17 protein-coding genes are annotated in these 20,573 nt (G+C 34.7%); 7 read left to right on the top strand and 10 right to left on the bottom strand.

The window, feature by feature from the left end; all coding sequences use genetic code 11:
• The 3 genes from KC460_04615 to KC460_04605 all read left to right on the top strand — a co-directional run.
• Nucleotides 1-1,405, top strand: a 1,405-nt coding sequence (locus KC460_04615; protein ID MCA9770625.1) for a hypothetical protein, incomplete at its 5' end; no start/stop codon positions are given.
• Complete coding sequence (locus KC460_04610) at nt 1,398-2,081, top strand: hypothetical protein (protein ID MCA9770624.1); 684 nt, start codon at nt 1,398-1,400, stop codon at nt 2,079-2,081. The genes KC460_04615 and KC460_04610, both read left to right, overlap by 8 nt.
• Nucleotides 2,082-2,116: 35 nt before the next feature.
• Entirely contained in the window at nt 2,117-2,548 is a 432-nt protein-coding gene (locus tag KC460_04605) for a hypothetical protein (GenBank protein ID MCA9770623.1), read from the top strand.
• 53 nt (nt 2,549-2,601) lie between these two features.
• On the opposite strand, the gene KC460_04600 is transcribed toward KC460_04605, so the two are convergent.
• Complete coding sequence (locus tag KC460_04600) at nt 2,602-6,162, bottom strand: mechanosensitive ion channel (GenBank protein ID MCA9770622.1); 3,561 nt, start codon at nt 6,160-6,162, stop codon at nt 2,602-2,604.
• Nucleotides 6,159-6,749: a hypothetical protein gene (locus tag KC460_04595; GenBank protein MCA9770621.1), complete on the bottom strand. Its 591-nt coding sequence runs from the start codon at nt 6,747-6,749 to the stop codon at nt 6,159-6,161. The genes KC460_04600 and KC460_04595 overlap by 4 nt, the downstream gene beginning before the upstream one ends.
• Before the next feature lie 77 nt (nt 6,750-6,826).
• Between KC460_04595 and KC460_04590 the strand changes: the two genes are divergently transcribed.
• Nucleotides 6,827-8,479 (top strand): alkaline phosphatase family protein, encoded by a 1,653-nt coding sequence (locus KC460_04590; protein ID MCA9770620.1) that lies wholly within the window; start codon nt 6,827-6,829, stop codon nt 8,477-8,479.
• Nucleotides 8,480-8,600: 121 nt separating this feature from the next.
• Nucleotides 8,601-9,476, top strand: a complete 876-nt coding sequence (locus tag KC460_04585) for an NUDIX domain-containing protein (GenBank protein MCA9770619.1) — start codon at nt 8,601-8,603, stop codon at nt 9,474-9,476.
• A gap of 40 nt (nt 9,477-9,516) precedes the next feature.
• On the opposite strand, the gene KC460_04580 is transcribed toward KC460_04585, so the two are convergent.
• The 3 genes from KC460_04580 to KC460_04570 all read right to left on the bottom strand — a co-directional run bounded on the left by KC460_04580 (nt 9,517) and on the right by KC460_04570 (nt 15,012).
• Complete coding sequence (locus tag KC460_04580) at nt 9,517-11,625, bottom strand: Zn-dependent oligopeptidase (GenBank protein MCA9770618.1); 2,109 nt, start codon at nt 11,623-11,625, stop codon at nt 9,517-9,519.
• 68 nt (nt 11,626-11,693) lie between these two features.
• A complete protein-coding gene (locus KC460_04575) occupies nt 11,694-13,382 on the bottom strand; it encodes a hypothetical protein (protein MCA9770617.1) in 1,689 nt (562 codons plus the stop codon).
• 172 nt (nt 13,383-13,554) lie between these two features.
• Nucleotides 13,555-15,012, bottom strand: a complete 1,458-nt coding sequence (locus KC460_04570) for a hypothetical protein (protein MCA9770616.1) — start codon at nt 15,010-15,012, stop codon at nt 13,555-13,557.
• Between the two features lie 328 nt (nt 15,013-15,340).
• Here KC460_04570 and KC460_04565 point away from each other — a divergent pair, with 328 nt between their 5' ends.
• Nucleotides 15,341-15,718 carry a hypothetical protein gene (locus tag KC460_04565; protein MCA9770615.1) on the top strand — a complete coding sequence of 126 codons (378 nt, stop codon included), beginning with the start codon at nt 15,341-15,343 and terminating at the stop codon, nt 15,716-15,718.
• A gap of 51 nt (nt 15,719-15,769) precedes the next feature.
• Entirely contained in the window at nt 15,770-16,108 is a 339-nt protein-coding gene (locus KC460_04560; protein ID MCA9770614.1) for a hypothetical protein, read from the top strand.
• Between the two features lie 12 nt (nt 16,109-16,120).
• Here the strand turns inward: KC460_04560 and uvrB are convergent, their stop codons facing one another.
• The 5 genes from uvrB to KC460_04535 all read right to left on the bottom strand — a co-directional run.
• Nucleotides 16,121-18,094, bottom strand: coding sequence for an excinuclease ABC subunit UvrB (gene uvrB, locus KC460_04555; protein MCA9770613.1), 1,974 nt, complete (start codon nt 18,092-18,094; stop codon nt 16,121-16,123).
• Nucleotides 18,095-18,120: 26 nt separating this feature from the next.
• Nucleotides 18,121-19,278 carry a glycosyltransferase gene (locus tag KC460_04550; protein ID MCA9770612.1) on the bottom strand — a complete coding sequence of 386 codons (1,158 nt, stop codon included), beginning with the start codon at nt 19,276-19,278 and terminating at the stop codon, nt 18,121-18,123.
• A gap of 46 nt (nt 19,279-19,324) precedes the next feature.
• Nucleotides 19,325-19,753, bottom strand: a complete 429-nt coding sequence (locus tag KC460_04545; GenBank protein ID MCA9770611.1) for a hypothetical protein — start codon at nt 19,751-19,753, stop codon at nt 19,325-19,327.
• 45 nt (nt 19,754-19,798) lie between these two features.
• Complete coding sequence (locus KC460_04540; protein ID MCA9770610.1) at nt 19,799-20,152, bottom strand: hypothetical protein; 354 nt, start codon at nt 20,150-20,152, stop codon at nt 19,799-19,801.
• A gap of 214 nt (nt 20,153-20,366) precedes the next feature.
• Nucleotides 20,367-20,573 (bottom strand): hypothetical protein (locus KC460_04535; GenBank protein MCA9770609.1); only part of this gene is annotated, 207 nt, incomplete at its 5' end.

Below are 20,573 nucleotides of genomic sequence, written 5' to 3'. Positions count from 1 at the left end.
TGATCCTACAGCAAAAGGTTTGATATGTGGTGCAACAGCGATGACGCTTTGTGGTCTTGGTTTATTAGCATGGGTCAAACCAAACCATTTTTGCAAGATCAAAGAAGAAAAAAAATTTAATGATTCAATAATAAATAATCTAGGCCCTAAAATAACAACATTAATAAATAATCTAGGCCGTGGAGTGGTAATACATAAACAAGTTAACAAGGCAACATATAAACAAGATTTTGAAGTAAATGCAGCAGAATATATCGAAAATGTTATTAAGAATAGTTATTCTTTTCCTGGTTTTCAGATGAACAGTGATAATTTTTTTAAAAAAAATACTGATACCATTAAATCCAAGATAAAAAGAGACATCAATGATAGGAAAAACAAAACCTTTTTACCTTGGCTTTTTTCAAAAATAATAAGAAGTAATACAATAGAGATAATAGAGAGCAACTCCATGAAAGATACTGCTCTCTATTATTTCTATAAAAAAAACGCAAAGAGTGCAATAAATTCTGCATTTTATTCTTTTTTCTTTAGGCGGATCATCAAAGATCCATATCCAGATATCAGAATGATAATAACGTTCGATATGAATGGCATGCTGAGTGTAAAAGCAGAAGAAAAAGACGCAACAATACTAGTAGACAAAAACAAAAAAAAAATAATAAAAAAAGAAGGTAGCGATCTTGAGACTTTAATCAAAGCGGTTACAAAAATTAGCGATAAAGAGTATAAGTGCATCACAGATTGGCACAAAGATGTATGTTCTAAAGTTGAAGAAATTCAAAAAGCAGCAGCGGCTAAAGAAAACAACGTAGTAGAACAAGAAGTAAATGAAGAAAAAAAGAATACAGATGGTGATTCAAGCGAAAAAGAAAATAGCGAAAAAGAAAATAATAATAACAATAATCTAAAAAAAGGTGATTTTTCCAGCGTCGTAGGTAGTAATTCGAGCAAAAAAGGAAATGGAAAAGTAAAGAAACCAGATGATGCTTCAAGCATGGCAGTAACAGCGAAACAAAATATAGAAAGCGCATTATTCAAATTAAATGCTATTGATAAAACTGATGATTCTAGTAAAGACAACGCTTCTGCTGATCTAAAAAAATGGTCTGCTGATAAACAAAATATCACTTATTATGGCAATATTACCAAGGACAATGATACACAACAACAGTATAAAATCTGTATAAGAGCAGATATTACAACACTAACACCACTAATGCCAGGCCATTATTCTACAATAACAAAAGAACTTCAATTTACTATTATTAATAATAGTAATAGTGATAATAATGCTATTGCAAATAAAATTTGTGAATGTATTGAAAACTGGAAAAAGAAGAATCATGGCTTAGGTGGCTCTGACATAGGTGGCTCTAAAGATCCTAAGACTTTCTATGTTTAAAAAATTATTATTTATATTATTAACACTTACTATTTCTCACAGCCTTGTAGCCATGAAACTTCAATCTACGCCTGTAGAAAAAGCCTTTCGAGAAGAATTTTCTATAGCACCATCAAGACCATTTGCTCAAGGCATAAAAGCCGTATTGGGATCAGGTCTTGTAGCAGTCGGCGGATATCTTCTTAAAAGAAGCTTAGCAGGCATACAAGCTATTCCAACAAAATTGAGTGTGCAAGCTATAAAGCACAGTGCTCGTGCGCTTAAAGATCAATTTTTACATCTTGATCCTACAGCAAAAGGTTTGATATGTGGTGCAACAGCGATGACGCTTTGTGGTCTTGGTTTATTAGCATGGGTCAAACCAAACCAGCTTTATAAAAACGAAGAAGAGAGAAAATTCGATAATTTAGTAACAAAAAGTGTAGGTTCTAAGGGTAAACCATATAAATACAGTATCCCTATAAATACAGATGACTACATATTAAATATGAATAATCACCTATCAGTGGCTATGGCATGTAAGAATAAGCATAGAAGTGCGAATATGTCGAGTTATTCTGGCACACAAGACCTCTTAGACAAACTTAATGTCACTTATGATACTATTAAAAATCAAGTAACAAATATTAGTAATCAAAAAAAAAAACACTTCTATCTTGGTTGTTTTCAACAATAATAAAAAAAAAAGATAAAACAGGTGTTCTTCCAAGTATGGATGACATTAAAAGAATTGCTCTCTTTTATTTCTATAATACAAAACAATCAAGCAAGGTAAGGGGAATAAGCCCTTTAATTTATTTTTTTTTTTGCTCTTCATTTTATTATTATCCTGATTCTGTATTGCCATCAAAAAAACAAGATTCTGTGTTGCCATCAAAAAAACAAGCAAATACTGAAATGACAATAAATTTCAATATAAATAGCACTTTTAACGTAAAAATAGAAAATTTAGAAGAAACAACGCAAAAAAACGATTTTATTGATTTTCTTATTAAAAATTTTGATACCACTAAGAAATACAATACGATTAATAATTTACATGAAGATATTAATTCTATAAGAAAAAATTTCGAACAATATGAAAAAAATAAGAAATCGATAAATACTGCAGAATGTAATACTAATGCAACAAAAAAGACATAAGAAGCTATACTTCATCTTATTCCCTATAATATCTTCAATGAAATTAAATCTTATTATTCTTTTGGCATTGAATTTTTCTTGTCATATAATAGACGAATTGGCACCGCAATTTTTATATCATTCTCTTTCAAGCCTTTAACAATTGCCAGCCGGATATCACTAGCAATATCCCACATGTCAAGCACATAGTTTGAACTAACATAGCCACGAACCATAAATTCATAACCATACTCTGCAAAATTATCCAAGCGTACAACAGGTTTTGGATGACGTAAAATGTAGTTATTTTCATCTAAAATTTTGAGAAGCAAATTACGCGTTTCAGTTGGATCCGCATCGTATGAAATAGTAATAATAATATCATCAAAGGCCGCAAAACCACGTACATAGTTCCAATTAGTAATTGGCCTGCTTATAACATGATTATTAGGAATAATAATTGTATTGCTATTTTTTTTACGAATCACAACAGAGCGTGGCGTAATTTTACGAACTACACCATTAGTATCATTATCAAGCTGAACATAATCACCAATTTTAACCGGACGTTGAACTAAAATAATAAAGTAAGCAAGTACATCTCCGATTGGATCTTTAATCACCCAACCAATACCAATTATTAATGCACCAACAATATACGTAACAAGCGATACAAGACCAACAGCTTTGAACCCTAAAATAATAGCTGTCGTTATAATTAAATATCGTATTAAACTCGAAACTGTATTTCTAACACCAGAATCTACTGCCAAAATATCATAAATACGACCAAGTACAAAATAGTTGACCGCAAATGCAACAAATGTTCCGCTAACAATAAATGATAGAATATGTAATACTGAGTAAAATGAGATTGGATTTTCTGTTTTTTCTAGCATAAATGGCGTTTTGAGCAATCCAATAAAATCCTCCCAGTTGGTAATATTGTTCAGTACTTCTGGCCAACTCCAAACCTTGGCAATAAGCAAAACACCAATAAAAATAAATGCCAAAAAAATACCAATAACTGAAAGACCATACCAAGTTTTTGATTGTGCAAAACGCTCTTTAGCAGTTTCTTGCTCGTGGGAAAAGAAAATATGAGATGTTACTTTTTTAAAAAGTAAATGTAGCCAAAACAACCCTATACAAATTAGTATTGTGTAAATAATACGGATCAGCAAGTAAAGGACTAATCTACCAAAACCAACGTATGGATTACTCATAACGATAATAGCAATCACTAACATCAGAATAAGATAGTAATACCTATCAATATACGAATGAATAAAGCGCCAACACTCTGTTTTGGTTGGAATAATACTCAGAATTAATTCTTTTGCTATCAATGCAATCAAAGAGATTTGAAAAATAATAAAGTTGATAGCAAGAAGAATAGTTGGTAATTCTGAACGACGATAGTTACCAAGGATGAATGCCTGTCGGAAAAATAAAATAATAATAGTAGCGTATAATAAGGTTGAAAGAATAAAAACAAAGCGCTGATCAAATGCAGATGTCCAAAAAACATAATCATGTTTTTTATTAAACAATGCAATATGAATAATGAAACGATACGCAAAATACAGAAGATAAACAATAGTTACAAGATAGAAAAAAACGTATACATATGGATTAGCAAATGTGTAGAAAAAAAGCGCAGCAAAACAAAAAATCCATAAAAAAAACCAAAGAAAATAACGCTGAATAAATGTAAGTAGTGCCGCTAATAGTAGACATGATGTCCGAATTGCCCAACCAATCTCCGGTACACGAAATAATATGCTAATAATTGTAGGAAGATACATTTTAAAAATAAATAAAAATAAAATAAGAACCGCCAGTTTTATGAACCACCAAAAAATCCGTCCTGGTTGCTGATATATTACTGCAAATGATTTAACAATATCAGATAGATTAATCTGCATAAGATGTGAAGTAATATCAGCTACAAATGCTTGTACATCTACCGGTATATTATTGATACCTTCCCACGTAATTGCATATTCTGGACGATGCCAAACTACTGGTACTCGTGCAAGCTCTGAAGTAATAAAATCAATTTGATGAGTTGTTTTTCCCATTGTATTGGTTACATCAACATACGTGCTAACAACCTTATTACTTATGTCAATTTGAGCACGTATTTTTTCTTGAGCACTATTGATAAGCTCAATACACTGATTATATTCACGTGCATTGTGCCGAAACATTGTACTGATAGATTTTTGTAATTCTTCTCTCTTTTTTTTGATCTCATCAAGTGCACGTTTTTGACGCGTCAGCAATTCAATTGCACTACTTTGTCGTGCAGCAATATCCACATCTGTTGCCTTTAGTTCTGCCTTTAGACCATCATATTTTTTTTTCTCTTGTGTAACCTGCTCTTCTGAAAAAGAAACACCTGAGACTATTTTACGAAACGAGTCTTTTGCCTCAATAATAATACCTTGATAACGCATTTTTTCTTCTTCAAGTGCAAGTTGAGCATTGAGCAAATCCTTTTTGCGCTTTATGAGTAATACTTGATCATTTAAATTCCCTACAATATACAGCCCCAAATATGCGGCCACCGTCTCTTTTGGCTCCTTGCTCCAATCATCAAGCTCTTTATCTAAGCCGACATTATACTGCTTGCTAGCAATAGTAAGCGCCTGATCTTGTTTTTTTTGTAACAAAGTGAGCTTTTCTATTTCTTGCCGATATCGATTTCTGATTACAAAAGACTGCTGCTTTTTTTTCTCAAGTTCATCACGTGCAAATGAAACATCTGCTTCACTAATTTGTATTGCAGATTTTACAGTACTTATCACTTCTTTGATAATATCTCTGCGCAAACGAGCAATAAGCTGTTTTGTCTTGAGTATATCAATTTTATATTCTATCTCCTCAATTTTTAATTCATCAATCTGCTTTTTATCTTGAAACAACTCTTGTTCCAACTTCCATAAACGCGTTCGTTGCTGTGCATCAAAAACAAATGAACCTGAAACAACCCTTTTTCCCTCTTGTCCAAACTCTTTTGCCTTTTTTTCATGCGCTTCAACCGTTGCAATAGCCGTACGCTTACGACTTTCAAGCCCAACAGAGGAATTTTTAAGTTTTTCTTTAAGATCCGCAACTTTTTTTTCTTGATCAACCATCCATTGATGTACTTGTTGAAAATACTCAAAAGAATATGCTGTGGTATCTTTGAGTAAATCATTTTTGTACTTTTTAAAATCTGGATCTTCCAAATATTCGGTTAAGTATCGTATGTGATTATCGACTTGTGTGATTATTTTTTCCCAGACAAGTGGCTTTTCTTTTAGCACTTGATCACGTTCATTGAGCAAGGCTAACTGCCTATTGGCAAATTCGTTTTGCGGATTTTGGGTAAGCTCGCCTTTGACGACAACAATACTGCTTTTTACTTCCTGTGCGCTTGATTTTATTTCCCGTAAAAAAGCAACATTTTTTTCTTGCAGCTCATTGTTTTTCTCTTTAAGCGACTCTATCTTTTTTTGCTTATCTTCCACAACAGTTGTAAAAATTTTCGTATCTGCTACCTGCTGTGTTGGATCTGGCAATACTGCACTTACTTGCGATGAGACAAAAAAGAGTAGTGTATACAGAACAATATTGTATGTTTTCATGGAATTTCACCTGGTTTTAACCAATGTATTGTTTTAAAAAAACGTGCGCGTGGATGCTGCGCCACACAGCTATATATCCATTGTTGTAGTGCATATTCGACCTCTAAATTTATGGATAGTTGTACGAGAGTGTCAATAGATATTCCTACCAATTGATGGAAATATGATTGCCTCATTTTTTTGTTCTCCGGGAAAAAGCCCAAAAGCGCAAAAAATTTACACACAAAAAGTTTTTGAAATGTGGCTGTACACGAACTATTTTTCATCCTATATAAAAACAACAGCAAGTCAAAAATTTCTGGGACACGGCTATCAAGTGGTACAAAATAATATGTGAGTTCTAAAACATGATGTAAAAATTGAATATGATCTCGAGCAAAATGTAATGGAGCCACAATAAGCTGAAAGGATTCTAGCTTGTATAAAAGGCACATTTTTTTAGGAAAATATTCTATCACTGCACCATGACACAATATATCTACGTGTGGAATAGATTCAATTTTACCAAGCTCTCTATCTAGAACAATTATTTTTGATTTTCTTGGTGTATAACGACGCAATACAATGCCTCTATGTTTTCGAATCATCTTAAAACTCTTGATAACCAATCATTTTTACCTCTACATTTTTTGTATCAAATACTCTCAACTATACGGAGAAAAAAATGAAGCGTATACAAAAACTTATCCTCTGCACAAGCATACTTTTTATACAGTGTAACCTAGTCAACGCAGAACGAACACCAAATTTAGTAATCATTTTTGTAGTTGACCAATTTGCTTACCGTACTATGCAAAAACTACAAAAATATATGGAAGGTGGTATAAAATTTTTACTCAGAAATGGTTTAAACTTTACTAATGCATATCATCCACATGCAATGCCCGCAACGGCAACCGGACATACCGCGCTCAATACTGGTACCTTTGCAAAAGAGCACGGAATCATTGGCAACCGCTGGTTTGATACAAACGGCATAAGTATAAAATGTGATGATGACCATGCAGAACATGCGGCAGTGTTCGGCCCAACTGGCCCCTATACATATGGAAAATCCGCAAAAAACATAATGGTCGATGGTATTTCTGATCAAATTATACTCGCCTCGCAACCACATGCTCCTAAAATGGTATTTTCAATTTCACTCAAAAGTCGTGCTGCCATTGCTTGTGCTGGTAAACTTGGCAAAGCATTATGGTTTGATGAAGAAAGCGGTAACTTCACCTCAAGTAAAGCATATTTTAATACATTACCAGAATGGGTAACCGTGTTTAATAACAATAAAAACATTGGAGGAATCAGAAAAATACATTGGCCATATGCATTACGACCAAATCATCCAGCATATCGCTTTACCCACGAAAAAGATTATCGATTTACTGCCGGTAAACAGTTGGTAGGCAAAACAATACCAGTTGGTAAAGAGTATGAGCATTTCCAGCAAACACCAGAAGCAATGCAACTAACGCTTGATTGTGCAAAAAAATGTATCGATATACATTATCGCCGCACAGAAAGTAGCACGCTCGTTGTGTGGATTAGCCTTAGCACACCTGACAAAATTGGTCATAACTATGGACAGGAAAGTTTAGAACTTATTGACTGCCTCTATCATCTTGATAAACAACTCAAATCTTTTATGCATTGGGTTTCTACAAAAACAAATGAGCGCTTAACATTATATGCACTCACAGCTGATCATGGAGCAGCACCAATACCTGAATTAATGAAAGAGCGCGGCATACACCATGCTCATAGATTTGTCTATTCAAAAGAAGTTAAAAAACTTAATGAACACATTAAACAACACTTTGGCATAGAAAAATTAATATATGATTTCAAATCGCCTTGCTTTTTTTTAAATGAAAAAAAACTCCACGCCCTAAAACGAAGCGATAAAAAAAGACTTATCAAGGAAATTAAAGATTTTTTACTCGAGCAACCAGCAATTAAACAAGTCTGGACACGCGATGAATTAGAAAATCCTGCATATGCATGCACCGATATTGCAGCACTCTTTAAAAACCAAATATATCCAAAAAGAAGTGGCTATATTTTTATTCAACCATACCCATATAGCTTTGCGAGCGAATATCCCAATGGCGCTGCACATCGCAGCCCATATGAATACGATACGCATGTCCCACTCGTTCTATATCAGCGAAACAAAATTGGCAATCGTACTATCAACGATAAAGTATATACAACCCAATTTGCCAACACACTTGCACATATTTTAGAAGTGCCAAAACCTTCTGCATCAACCTTTAATATGCTTCCAGGCATTGTTAATGAATGTACTATAGGCTGTTATTAAATTAATGACTCATTTATTGGTAGCATAGGAAATCCATAAGCTTTTTTCAGTAGCATCAATAAAAAAAACTGGCATTTATTGTAGTCATTTGGTAAAAAATGATCCAAATAAGGGAGTCATCATGAAATATTTTCATATAGTATCATTACTTATTCTTATATACACATCAGTACAATGTACCCATATAGAAAAAAAACCTGATCATCTACCTTTTTGCCAAGATGAATATGCTGGTGCACACATAGAGATAACATCAGCAGATGATATTACTAAAATAAAAAACACGCTCAATCTTTTGCTTGCAAGAACCGGCATGCGTGCAATATGGCTGAAACTACCACTCACGCTTGGCCAACACGTACTGTACATCAAGGAATGTGGTTTTGAAACACATCACATTGATCAAACATATATTAGTTTTGTATATAAAAACGGTGTTGATATACCGCCACACGGCATGGCAAACCTTGGCGCAGGTGGTTTGGTAATAAAAAAAGATAATGACGGTAATGTGTATGTTTTGCTCACCAAACCAATTAGTCGCAACACAGGCTTTGAAGTTCCAGGTGGTGGCGTTGAACTTGCAGAAAATCCCGAACATGCAGCAAAACGTGAAGTCGAAGAAGAAACAGGTATTATAGCAGATATTCTTTGCCCATTAGGAATTGTTTATAGAACTAATGTTTATCAAGGAATCAGTACTGCACACATTTATTATCTTATGCAATACAAGCGTGGCGAGATTGAAGAACAATCAGACGAAGTACGCAGTACGCAGTGGTATAACATTAATCACTTATGGCAGGATATAAAAAATGGTCATGTTGTCCTACGCCAAGAAGTAAAACAGGTATTCGCTGTATACCTGGGCAAACAAAAACAAAATCGCATTGAGCAAACCGATTATCGCCAGCATAACAAACCACCAGAAAAACAAAATCAAGGCGACACAATGCATATGTATTTTTTTAACACCCCACACGAAGAAGAAAAGTAATGAGGCTTTAAAAAAACAATTATTGTAACACTATTGTTTACTATCTTAATCCCAAATCACTCAAGAATGCGTCTTGATTCGGTTCACGGCCTAAGAAATCTCTGAGTAATTCATTTGGATCTTTACTGCCACCCTTGCTCAATACAGCTGCCACATACTTTTGGCCAACTTCAGAATTGAGTAATCCATGTTTTTTGACTTGATCAAAAATATCTTTCGCAAATACTTTTGACCACAGATAGCCATAATATTTTGCACCATATCCAGTCAAATGACCGAAATTACAATAAAAATGGTTATCAGGATCGATAGCAGTATCAACGATAACTTTTTCGTGCAACTGGTTCATGCACTTTTTCAAATCAATCAAAGCATCACCATTAAAGTAAGTAAGCGATATATTTGCATAATAAAGCTGCGCCAGTGCCCAATTGCCAACAGAAAAATTCTTAACTGCAATAATGCTATCTATCAAATCGTCTGGCAAAGATTCACCCGTTTGATAATGGCTACTGACCATTTTTAAAATATCTTTATCAAGGAGCCACTCTTCAAGAATTTGAGATGGTAATTCAACAAAATCAGTTTTCACTTTTGTTCCAGCATGGCCGGCTAGTGTTGTCCTACCCAATAATGCATGAAGCGCATGTCCAAATTCATGAAAAAACGTACTTACCTGATCTTTTTTAAGCAATGCAGGTTTATCTTCAGTTGGCTTACTAAAATTTGCAATTACCAAACCAGCAGGAATATTTGGTTTACCATCTATATATGTAGAAGGTATAATACCTGCATGGCACGCATGAGAAAACTTGAATGGTCGTGGATACAAATCAAGTAATAAATAACCCAGCGTATTACCCTGCTTATCTAATACTTCCACCCCTTTTACATCAGAATGCCATAAACCAGAAATAGTAATTTGTTTGAAGTCAATACTAAAAAACTTTTTGTATACCTCAAACAATCCCTCTATGGTTTTTTCCATAGGAAAATATTGAGCAATTTCTTGCTCATCAATATTAAAATGTTTTTTCTTATATTGTTTTGTCGCAAAACGTGTATCCCACGGATTCAAGCGCCCGTCTTGTGTTGGTATAACTGATTCTGGTAAATCACTCAATATCGTTGCTAGTTCTTTGCGCCCTTTTATTTGCACTTTCTCTAACAATTCGTCCATAAATTGTTGTGCTCGTTGTGGGCTACCAACCATCTGACTTGCCAAATCAAGCTCTGCATAACTGCTAAAACCAAGCTTGTGTGCAAGTTCAAAACGCCTTGCGATAATACATTGCAATATATCTTTATTTTTTGGATACGCTCGATTAACAAACGCTTTGTACGCACGTTTGCGTGTATCGGCAACAGTACATTCATCTACAATAGCAAAATATACAGGATAGTTAAGCGGTAAAATATATGCACCGTCTTCACTTTGTTCAATACCAGCAAAAAAGGCATCATTCAAACCAGCCAATTCATCTTTTTTTGCTGTAATAATTGGTGTATCTTCTGCAATATTTCTATCAAATTCTGAGGCAAGCTTCGCAAGTTCTTTTCTCAATTCTTTAACTTCAGCTAACTGTTTGTCAGGAAGCTCAAGCCCTGCTCGCTTCCAATCTCTTAATGCTTCATCAAGAAAATATCGATGCTCTCGTGTAAGCTGCTCATTTTTTGCATTGCCATCTGCATATGATTTAAATGCATTGTATAACACTTTGTTATTGCTCAAGTGCTCCACTAAAAACGCTTGCAGTTCAATAACTGCATCATGTGCCGCATCTCGAATTTCTTTATCCGGGCTTACCATTTCTAAAATTTGCACTGCGCTACCAACAATATTACTTCCGGTCAAATCAATATCATCTAATGCTTTAACTGTATTCTGGAAAGTACGTTTATCGTCAGGAATAGTAATAATCTTATCTATAATAGCATGTATTTCTTCTTTTGATTGAACAACCCAATCTTTAATTTCTTGTGGTGATGTGGGAAATAATCGTATCAAATCTTTCAGCATTTTGACCTCAATAATAATTGATTTTTCTTGTAAAACTGGCTGGTGATGGTCAAATTGTAGGCAATACATACCAGCAGAAAAAAAAACCGCAACAATAAACGTAAAAAACAATCTTTCATGAAATGACATACTATCCTCGCTCATCTATGCGCTTAAAATAAAGGTTAGCGACACACAAATAAACAGGGTACCACATATTAATGTGGAGGAACACCTGGATCTGGGTATTTCTTTTCAGAAGGGCTCAGTCTACTTAAAATAAGATCCTGTACATGTGCGGGCGCTCTCAAAAATACCCGCTTTATCTCTGGATCCATACCAGCAACGTCAAGTTCTACAGGTTCTAGTAGCTGCTCATTAAGCTCTTCTTGTGATTCTTTCGTTTCTATTGCTTGATGAAACCTCTGATTCCTGATTGCTCGTACTAAATCAAATAGTGGCCTCACTTCTACTTCTCCTTGCCCTGTTTTAACAATAATAGTTTCAGGAATAGAATTCACAATATACTCTACTGGGCTTTGTTCTCTAAATAAACTTATTATTCGTCCCCCTTTAGGAACTTCGTGCCTCAAAATACGCTCAAGATATGGTGCAGCACTACTAGGAAGCCTTTCTATATGTTGTCCGATACCTTTGACTAGAAACGTAACAAGGTTTTTATATCTACCTTCAGCCATTCGTTTTTTATTGCTCAACATATTATCAATAAATTTCAAATGAGTTGGCTCTTGATACGTATAGTAATCACTTGTAAAAAATAAATCTACAATATTAAGAACATCATCATTTCCCATCAAATCAAGCAAAAAATCAATGCCCACTTCAGATTGGAGTAATACTCGTGCTGGTACTATTTTATTAGAGTTAATAATAGACAAACTTTTTCTTACAACTAAATCATTAAATTTCTCGTTAATATCTTTCTTGTTCTTCTCTGTGCTCCATTTAAACACATCGTGCAGCAGTTCAATCCCCTCTTCAAACTCAAGCAACATATCAAATGCATTTTCGTTTTTAACGTATTCAACAACATAGTCAACAACCTTACTTTCCTTCTCAGAAAAAGTGGCAAAAATATCATTCATGACATGTATAATATTTCTTGTCTTTGTGCGGCTGGATAATTTCTCTGCTATTTCTTCTGGCTTTGCTGAACTCCACCAGTCAAGACCACCTTCATTTTTATATATATATGAGCGTTCTTGAGCATATATAAAAACAGCACCAAATAACTTTTGATCCTCATCTGGATAATTGGTAAGTAATTTTTTTATCAATTCAGGGCTTTTTTGTGCCAAAAAAAACTGGTCAATATTGTCAGAAACTGCTTGATTTAGTACCTTTGTTGGTACTCTATCTGGCGCTACTTCAATAAGATATAAAAGTATTTCCAAACCAAATGTTTGTTTAAGTAGTCGACCAAAATCACTTAGTGCAAACTTCCAGTACTCATCAATTTTTTCAGGTGAAGCTTTGCTTATGTCTTGTTTTAAATACTCTATGCCATCGCGCTCTGTACCCATTAAATTAAAAAAACCTTCTTCTCCACTGACACGAGGTATTGGTAATCCAAGCCATCCTACCCCCCCCCCTGCCACTATACCAGCAGTACCTATCATAGTTTTTTTCCTAGGTCTTGCTACATCCCATTTACTTTTAATCCAATGCCACCAGCTAGTCCGTGGCCTTACTACCATTGAATTCGCTCTTTTAAAAATATTTTGTCCAAAAGACTTATAATATTGCATATAACGTGGTGTTGCAGCGCTAACAAATTTCGACCGTACTAAAGGTATCAGCCCCGAAGATCTGCGCCTCATTGCACTTACGGGTATTTGAATAGAAAACATAAAGATGCATATAGCGATAAAAACTGCTTGCTTCATAATACTATCGGCCCCCTTAATACAGTATTTCTAACGATACATAGCATAGAGATCCTTCTGTATATTAAGCATAAAAAAAATAGGCTGCATATTCAACACTTTAATGCTTGAATATGCAGCCATAAAGGCAATTTATATGTTAAAAAGATATACTTTTATACAGATTTTTGATTTACTTCTGACCCTCAGTTTTGTTTCCAGAGAAATAACCAAATAATCTTTCAGCAGGCTTTTTAAGATATGTCGTTGCATAACCAGCAAGACTACCACCAACCAAAGCTGTTGCCATTCGTACCTTATCTGGACTACACACCATTTCACGCAATGCATTAATTGGTGCTGAAGAAACATTTATAGCACATTCGATACCTCTGCTACCAGCCAAACGATCAGAAATCCAATTAGCAGGAATTGTACATCCTGTAGCAATGTTAGCAACATTAGTGTTCATAGCAGCTGTTATACCGAGAGGAAAGTAGTTATACAAGCCATATCCAGCAATCGCAGCCACCGCAAGAGGAGCACTATACATAAGCGCTTTTTTTACTTTTTTGCTATTACTTGTAACAACGTCATAACAACTGCTTGCAAGCATACTTACACCACATGTAATTGCAGCACCTACTACAAGCGATGTTGCCATACGTATATTTTTACCATTTACACATCCACCAAATAGTGACTGACGAGCTGTATTAACTGCTTTCATTGGTACCTTAACAGCAACATCAACACCCAACTGCGACACTTTTTCTGCTGTTTTTGAAGCAATCTCTTGAAGAGTAGCTTTTGAATATTTTTCCATCATACATGCAACAGATTTTGGCACGTTTTGCTTCAAATTTGTAAAAATAAACTCTTCTAAGCTTCTTTTTGTAAACTTAAAAACCGCTTCTGTTTTAATATCATCAATTACGTGATTTGGATTACAAAAATCTTTTAAAAACTCTGGGTATTTTTTAAACACAATACAGCCAATAACACCACCTGCAATCACTGCAGGGATACCTACCCAACAAGCTTTTTTAATATTTTCACGAGTACATTTTTCTGGAAGATCTGCAATACTCTGTACTACATTTTTAACTTTATTAACACCATACGCCGCCACACCACCAGCAAGCACTGAAATACCAAATTGTACTGTTTTTGAGTTGATTACTCCACTAAAAAGTGTTTTACGAAGATAATTAAGTGGAGCTACTGGCAGAGCAATATCAAAGCTAAATGAACCAACAATTTTTTGTGTTGTACTAGCAGCGATATTATCAATATTAATAACATTTTGAGCAAACGAAGGCACTGTTTCTTTCAGTGTTTTGCCTATAGCACTCTCAAGACTATCACCAACCAAATCAACAGTGATCTCTTTTGTCAGAGATCCATGTTTATATAAGTGATTTGGATTAAAGAAATTTTTAACTGATTCTGGACACAAGAAATAAGCTACGCCACCAGCAGCTGCTGCAGCACCACACATCAATACTTTTTTGTTAGTTATGATATTTTTAGCTTTTTGAAAGAAAGATACTTCTTGCTCTACTTTTGATTCATCTTTTTTAGCACCAAAAGCTGTTAAGTTAACCACAAGTAAAAAAGCAAATATTTTATATATAAATGACTTTTTCATATCCACCTCCATTGTACCTGCACCTTTTCTCCAACCTTATATTTATGATATCATTAATATTTCTATTTGTCAAAAATAGATAGGCAAAAAAAGGCACCCAAAAACACCTATAAAAAGCATCTTTGAAGAAAATTCGCATTGAATCGAGCTATATTGTGCTATACAATAATTATTTTCCGTAATTAACACCTTAAAAACACCTTTAGATCATACAAAACAACCCCCTGATATTTTTTTATTCGGTAAATATAAAGTATAAATTCTTGCGCAATAACAATTCTATTTGTAATAATTATATAGGGAGAAATAAAGTGAAAAAAGGGAAAAAATGAACAAAAAACAGCTTACAATAGCGCTTTTGACGGGATTTGCGATTTTAAGCATCTTTATAAATAAAGCTCAGCAAAAAAAGCAGGATCCAACAGATAAAAAAGCAGTTATAGCACCTACAGATCTCAAAAAATTCGCAACTATTCTTGATGTAAATGTAATATGCTCAAAAGATGAGAATATCAAAATATCTGATTATAAGCCTAAAAACTTTCAAAAAAAATTTGCCGTACAATACGAGAACGAACAAAAAGAAATTTGTCATATACTGCCAGGATTTATTGAAAAAGTAGATGCACAGATGGCCTCAGGTTCGTTATTGCTTCACTACCTAGATGAAAAGAAAATAGCGCCACAAGAAGAAAAAAGAAAATAGTACGTGTTATAAACGTATAATCATCATATAAGCAATAATAAGGAAAAAACTATGGATAAAAAATATATTGCACTGTTAGTCGTAAGCTTCATATTTAGTGTTGTACATGCACAAGTACAAAAACGTTTTGCTATAAAAGCAGTATGCGCACCAGAAAAAACAACACTCACTGCTTCTCAGGCACAAAAATTATTGCCAGGCTCCCAAATTGCGGGCAAATCGTTTGAACTAGTTAATCCACAAACAAACAAGAAGCGCACCTGCTTTTTATTGATTCAACAGCACAAAGATGCCACACAAGAACAAGCAAAACAAGCTAGCCAGCAAATTGATAGCGCACTAAACCCAGCATTTGATATTGGTGTTAATATGGAAAGTTTGGACATTTAAGCACAAAATAGCTTATTGTTGCAGCTGTTTCCATTGCTCACGAAGTGCAATAGCTTTTTCAAAATCAAGATTACGTGCAGCCTGCTTCATTTGAGATTCTAGTTCAATAATTTTTTTCATTCGTGTTTGTGCATCAAATTGATCGATGTTTTCTTGTTGTTTGTGCCTTTTTTTACCCTTACTTGCATCAGCAATAGCTTGCTGAATCGATATAATACTTTTAATAACATCACGCTTGACCGTTTTAGGTATAATTCCATTCTTTGTATTGTAGTCTTGCTGCATTGCACGCCGGCGTTGCGTTTCATCAATTGCTGCCTTCATTGATTTTGTTATCGTATCAGCATACATAATAACCTTGGATTCAGTATTACGTGCAGCACGCCCGATCGTTTGAATCAATGAACGTTTATCACGCAAGAAACTCTCAATATCAGCGTCCATAATAGCAACAAAAGCAACCTCTGGTAAATCAAGCCCTTCTCGTAATAAATTAACACCAACCAAACAATCAAATACCCCAAGACGTAATTTTTGTAGTAACTCAGTACGCTGTGGTGTTTTAAGCTCACTATGCAAATAACAGACTTTTATATGTTTTTCTTGCAGATACTTGGCTAGCTGCTCAGCTAATTTTTTGGTAAGCACCGTAATCAATGTACGCAAACCTTTTTTGCTTGTTTGTTTAATTTTGTTCAATAAATGGTCCATTTGGCCAACGCGTGGTTGTACGTAAACTTCTGGATCAACCAAACCAGTTGGACGAATAATTTGTTCAACTACCTGTTGAGACTTTTCTATCTCGTATGGCCCTGGTGTTGCAGAAATAAAAATAACATCATTAAAATAACGCTCAATTTCTTCAAATTGAAGCGGACGATTATCCGCGGCACTTGGCAAACGAAAGCCAAATTCTATCAACGATTTTTTGCGAGCCCTATCACCCGCATACATACCGCGCAATTGTGGCACGGCAATGTGCGATTCATCAATAATGAGTAAAAAATCTTTTGGAAAAAAATCAAATAAACAAAATGGCACTTGTCCACTTTTTCTGCCATCAAAATGCACAGAATAATTTTCAATACCCGAACAATAGCCAACTTCTTGCAGCATTTCAATATCATGTGCAACGCGTGTTTGTATACGTTCTTTGTAAAGTGGATTTTGCAACTGAGGTATCCAATCGTTAAGCTCTGCACGAATGCTTGCAATAGCCGCATCTTTTTTCTCTTGTGTCGTTACAAAATGTTTTGCAGGAAACACAATCGTATTATCTAGCTCACGCATTACAGTATTATTTTGCTTGCTAACCCATTGTAATGATTCAATTTCATCGCCAAAAAGTTCAATTCTCAGTTTATCTTTTTGATACGGAAGCTGCACTTCTAGAATATTCCCAAACACTTGAAACGTACCTGAATCTTTATCTACTTCGTTCCGTTTGTATTGAATAAAAATGAGCTTATGAGCAAGATCTTGGCGTTTATATTTTTGCCCAACTGAAAGTGATAACGATAAATCGCGATAATCTGATGGATTACCAAGCGAATAAATAGAAGAAACGGAAGAAATAACAATTGTATCTCTCCTATTAATCAGTGATGCAGTTGATTCAATACGCAACCGCTCAATCTCACTGTTTACTTTTGTTTCTTTGGGAATATAAATATCTTGCGCAGGCAAATAAGATTCTGGTTGATAATAATCATAATAACTGACAAAATAACACACCTTATTTTCTGGAAAAAAGCTACTAAATTCCTCATACAATTGTGCTGCCAATGTTTTGTTTGGCGATAAAATTAGTACAGGCTTATTTTGCTTGGCAATAACATTTGCAATAGTAAATGTTTTACCAGAACCAGTTACCCCCATCAGAGTAGAACAGGCATTTCCACCCTTAGACAATTTTTTAATTGCCTCTGACTGACTACCAGCAGGTTTAAAAGGTGAAACTAATGTAAACAGTAACTTTTTCTTCATGATTTTATGATAGCATAAAATGCCGATTAATACAGCGATTTGGCTAATATTTCGGTATAAAAATTGATTAACTTCTGCCCCATATGTTCAAAAGTATAATCTTGCGCTGTTTTGAGGGCATTTTCAGATAACGTTCGGTGTAAATCTCGATCTGCAGCAATTTTCTGAATTACCTCACACATGTTACTTTGAGAGTAGACTATAAAGCCATTTACGCCATTTTTGATAATATCACGCTGCCCAGGCCCATCCAATGCAACAACCGGTATACCGCTAGCCATCGCCTCTGCCAGCACAATTGCCTGTGTTTCATAAAGAGCACCAAAAACAAATAAATCTGCCTTTGTGTATAACTTTTTCAAATCCTGAAGGGAAGGTTTATAAACAAAATGTACATACTCAGGATCTAATTTTAGTTCAGTATAAGCATATTTTTTAAGACCATCATATGCATGACCATAGCCAGCCAACGTAAATCTAAAATGGTGCTTTGGTAATTGTGCAAAAACATCTAATAAAAAAGAGATATTCTTTTCTTTTGCAAACCGACTGATAAAAAGAAGATCAAAAACTTCTCCATAAGGCTCATCTGCAACAGTCTCTGACAAAGATAAAAAAAAAACTGGTTGAACTGCACTAGAAATAATTGTAATTGGTGTCCTAATACCTTGCGTTTTCAAATGCGTTGCAATCATACTACTGGGCACAATAATGCCATCAACTTTGCTATAAAAATTTTTTACCAGTCGTGCAATAATTGGCTTTGTAATACATGTTGGCAAAGGAATATAATACGCAAAGGCAGTATATACAGAATGATGTGTAAAGACAATCGGCACCTTTAATATACGTGCAGCTTTTAATGCAGAAACACCAAGCAAAAATGGATGATGTGTATGAATAATATGTGGTTTAAAATCATTAAGTAGCTCAAAAACTTGTTTATATGCACGCCATGGCACTGCCATATGATTTTTTTTGTACATAAATCGCAACGGACAACGTATGCGTTTTACAAATGCAGGGTCTTTGTGCTCATTACCTAAAAAATAAAGGGTAATAAGCATAACTTCGTGTCCCATTGTTTGTAGAGCAGCAATCTGCATACGCAACGAGCTTACAACACCACCAGAATATGGCTGCCAATTATTTGTGACCAAAGCTATACGTAATTTTTTATCCATGCTTGTTAGCATAGCATGTTCTTATCAATATCCCTCCCCAAACTAATTAATAATCAAAATCAGAGGATTTTCGCCCTTTCTCAAATTCTTTATAAGGCAACATCATGTAATATACTCGGCACACACGGGCTTTTGCTCCGAATGAGTGATCAGTGATAAATTGATGAGAAAATTGAATGGTAGGAACACCATATTGCACATAGTAGTCAATTTTTTCTGCTGCAGACCGCCCAACTAATGTAGACATTGTTCTTTTAGTTAATGCTTTCTGAACTCTCTTACTTGTTAAAATCACTTCTTCTACCGGCATATACCAATGAGGATTTTTTAAATTTCCGCGGCTATCATATATATCATCATACTTCTCACAATGCATAAAAACACCTGTAGAAGCATATGTACGCTCAAATGCGCTTAAAGCACAATTTCCACTTATCAGTATGCCCGCTAATAACCGTACTAATCGTTTTTTCATTATACATCCTTGTTATCTCTGTTTTCCAGTTCCCCTATCGTTACGCTATTCCAAGCTATGATACATACGGCACACCTGCACAATCGAGCCAGTATAATCTTTTGGTATTAATTTTGCATTTCTCATTTTTTGTAAAACATCCGGTGCAACACGTGTAGTAACAAACTGCCTTGAAAAAACTAAAGGTGCTTTATCTAATTTCGATCTTCCTTCTTTTATCTTTTTTTCAAAGGTTTGATACCATTCAGAATTTTGAAGATTTCCTCGTGCATCATAGACCTCGTCATAATCTTTACATAGCATTACTGTTTGAACAGATGTATGAAATGATGATGCCTGCAAACTGACAACACCGCCTATAAATAACCCAGCTAGTAAAATACCTTTATACATATTCATCACATTTCCCCCGTACATTCACTTCTTATATTATTCTTTCAACAAACATCTGCTTAGTCACCGTCTATTAATTTACTATACAAAATAATTTGTTTGACAAATTCACTAGCTCCGTTCATTTATATCAGTATCCCATGCCTCTATTCCCTTTCGGAAAGCAAGCAACCAAGTATCTACTGCATTAAACTGCTTGTTTCCATTTTCTCAAACAAGTTTACCCCTCTTCTTTTTCCTCCTCAACCCCTCCCTCAGCTTCTTTTCTCTTCCTCTCTGCTTCCTCAGCCTCTTTTCTCTTCCTCTCTGCTTCCTCAGCCTCTTTTCTCTTCTTCTCTACTTCCTCAGCTTCTTTTCTCTTCTTCTCTGCTTCCTCAGCTTCTTTTCTCTTCTTCTCTGCTTCCTCAGCTTCTTTTCTCTTCTTCTC

Source organism: Candidatus Dependentiae bacterium, from assembly GCA_020431705.1.
Classification (GTDB): domain Bacteria; phylum Babelota; class Babeliae; order Babelales; family Vermiphilaceae; genus JAGQHQ01.
Note: the sequence above shows the minus strand (reverse complement) of the source record. Positions and strands in the feature narration are given on the sequence as shown.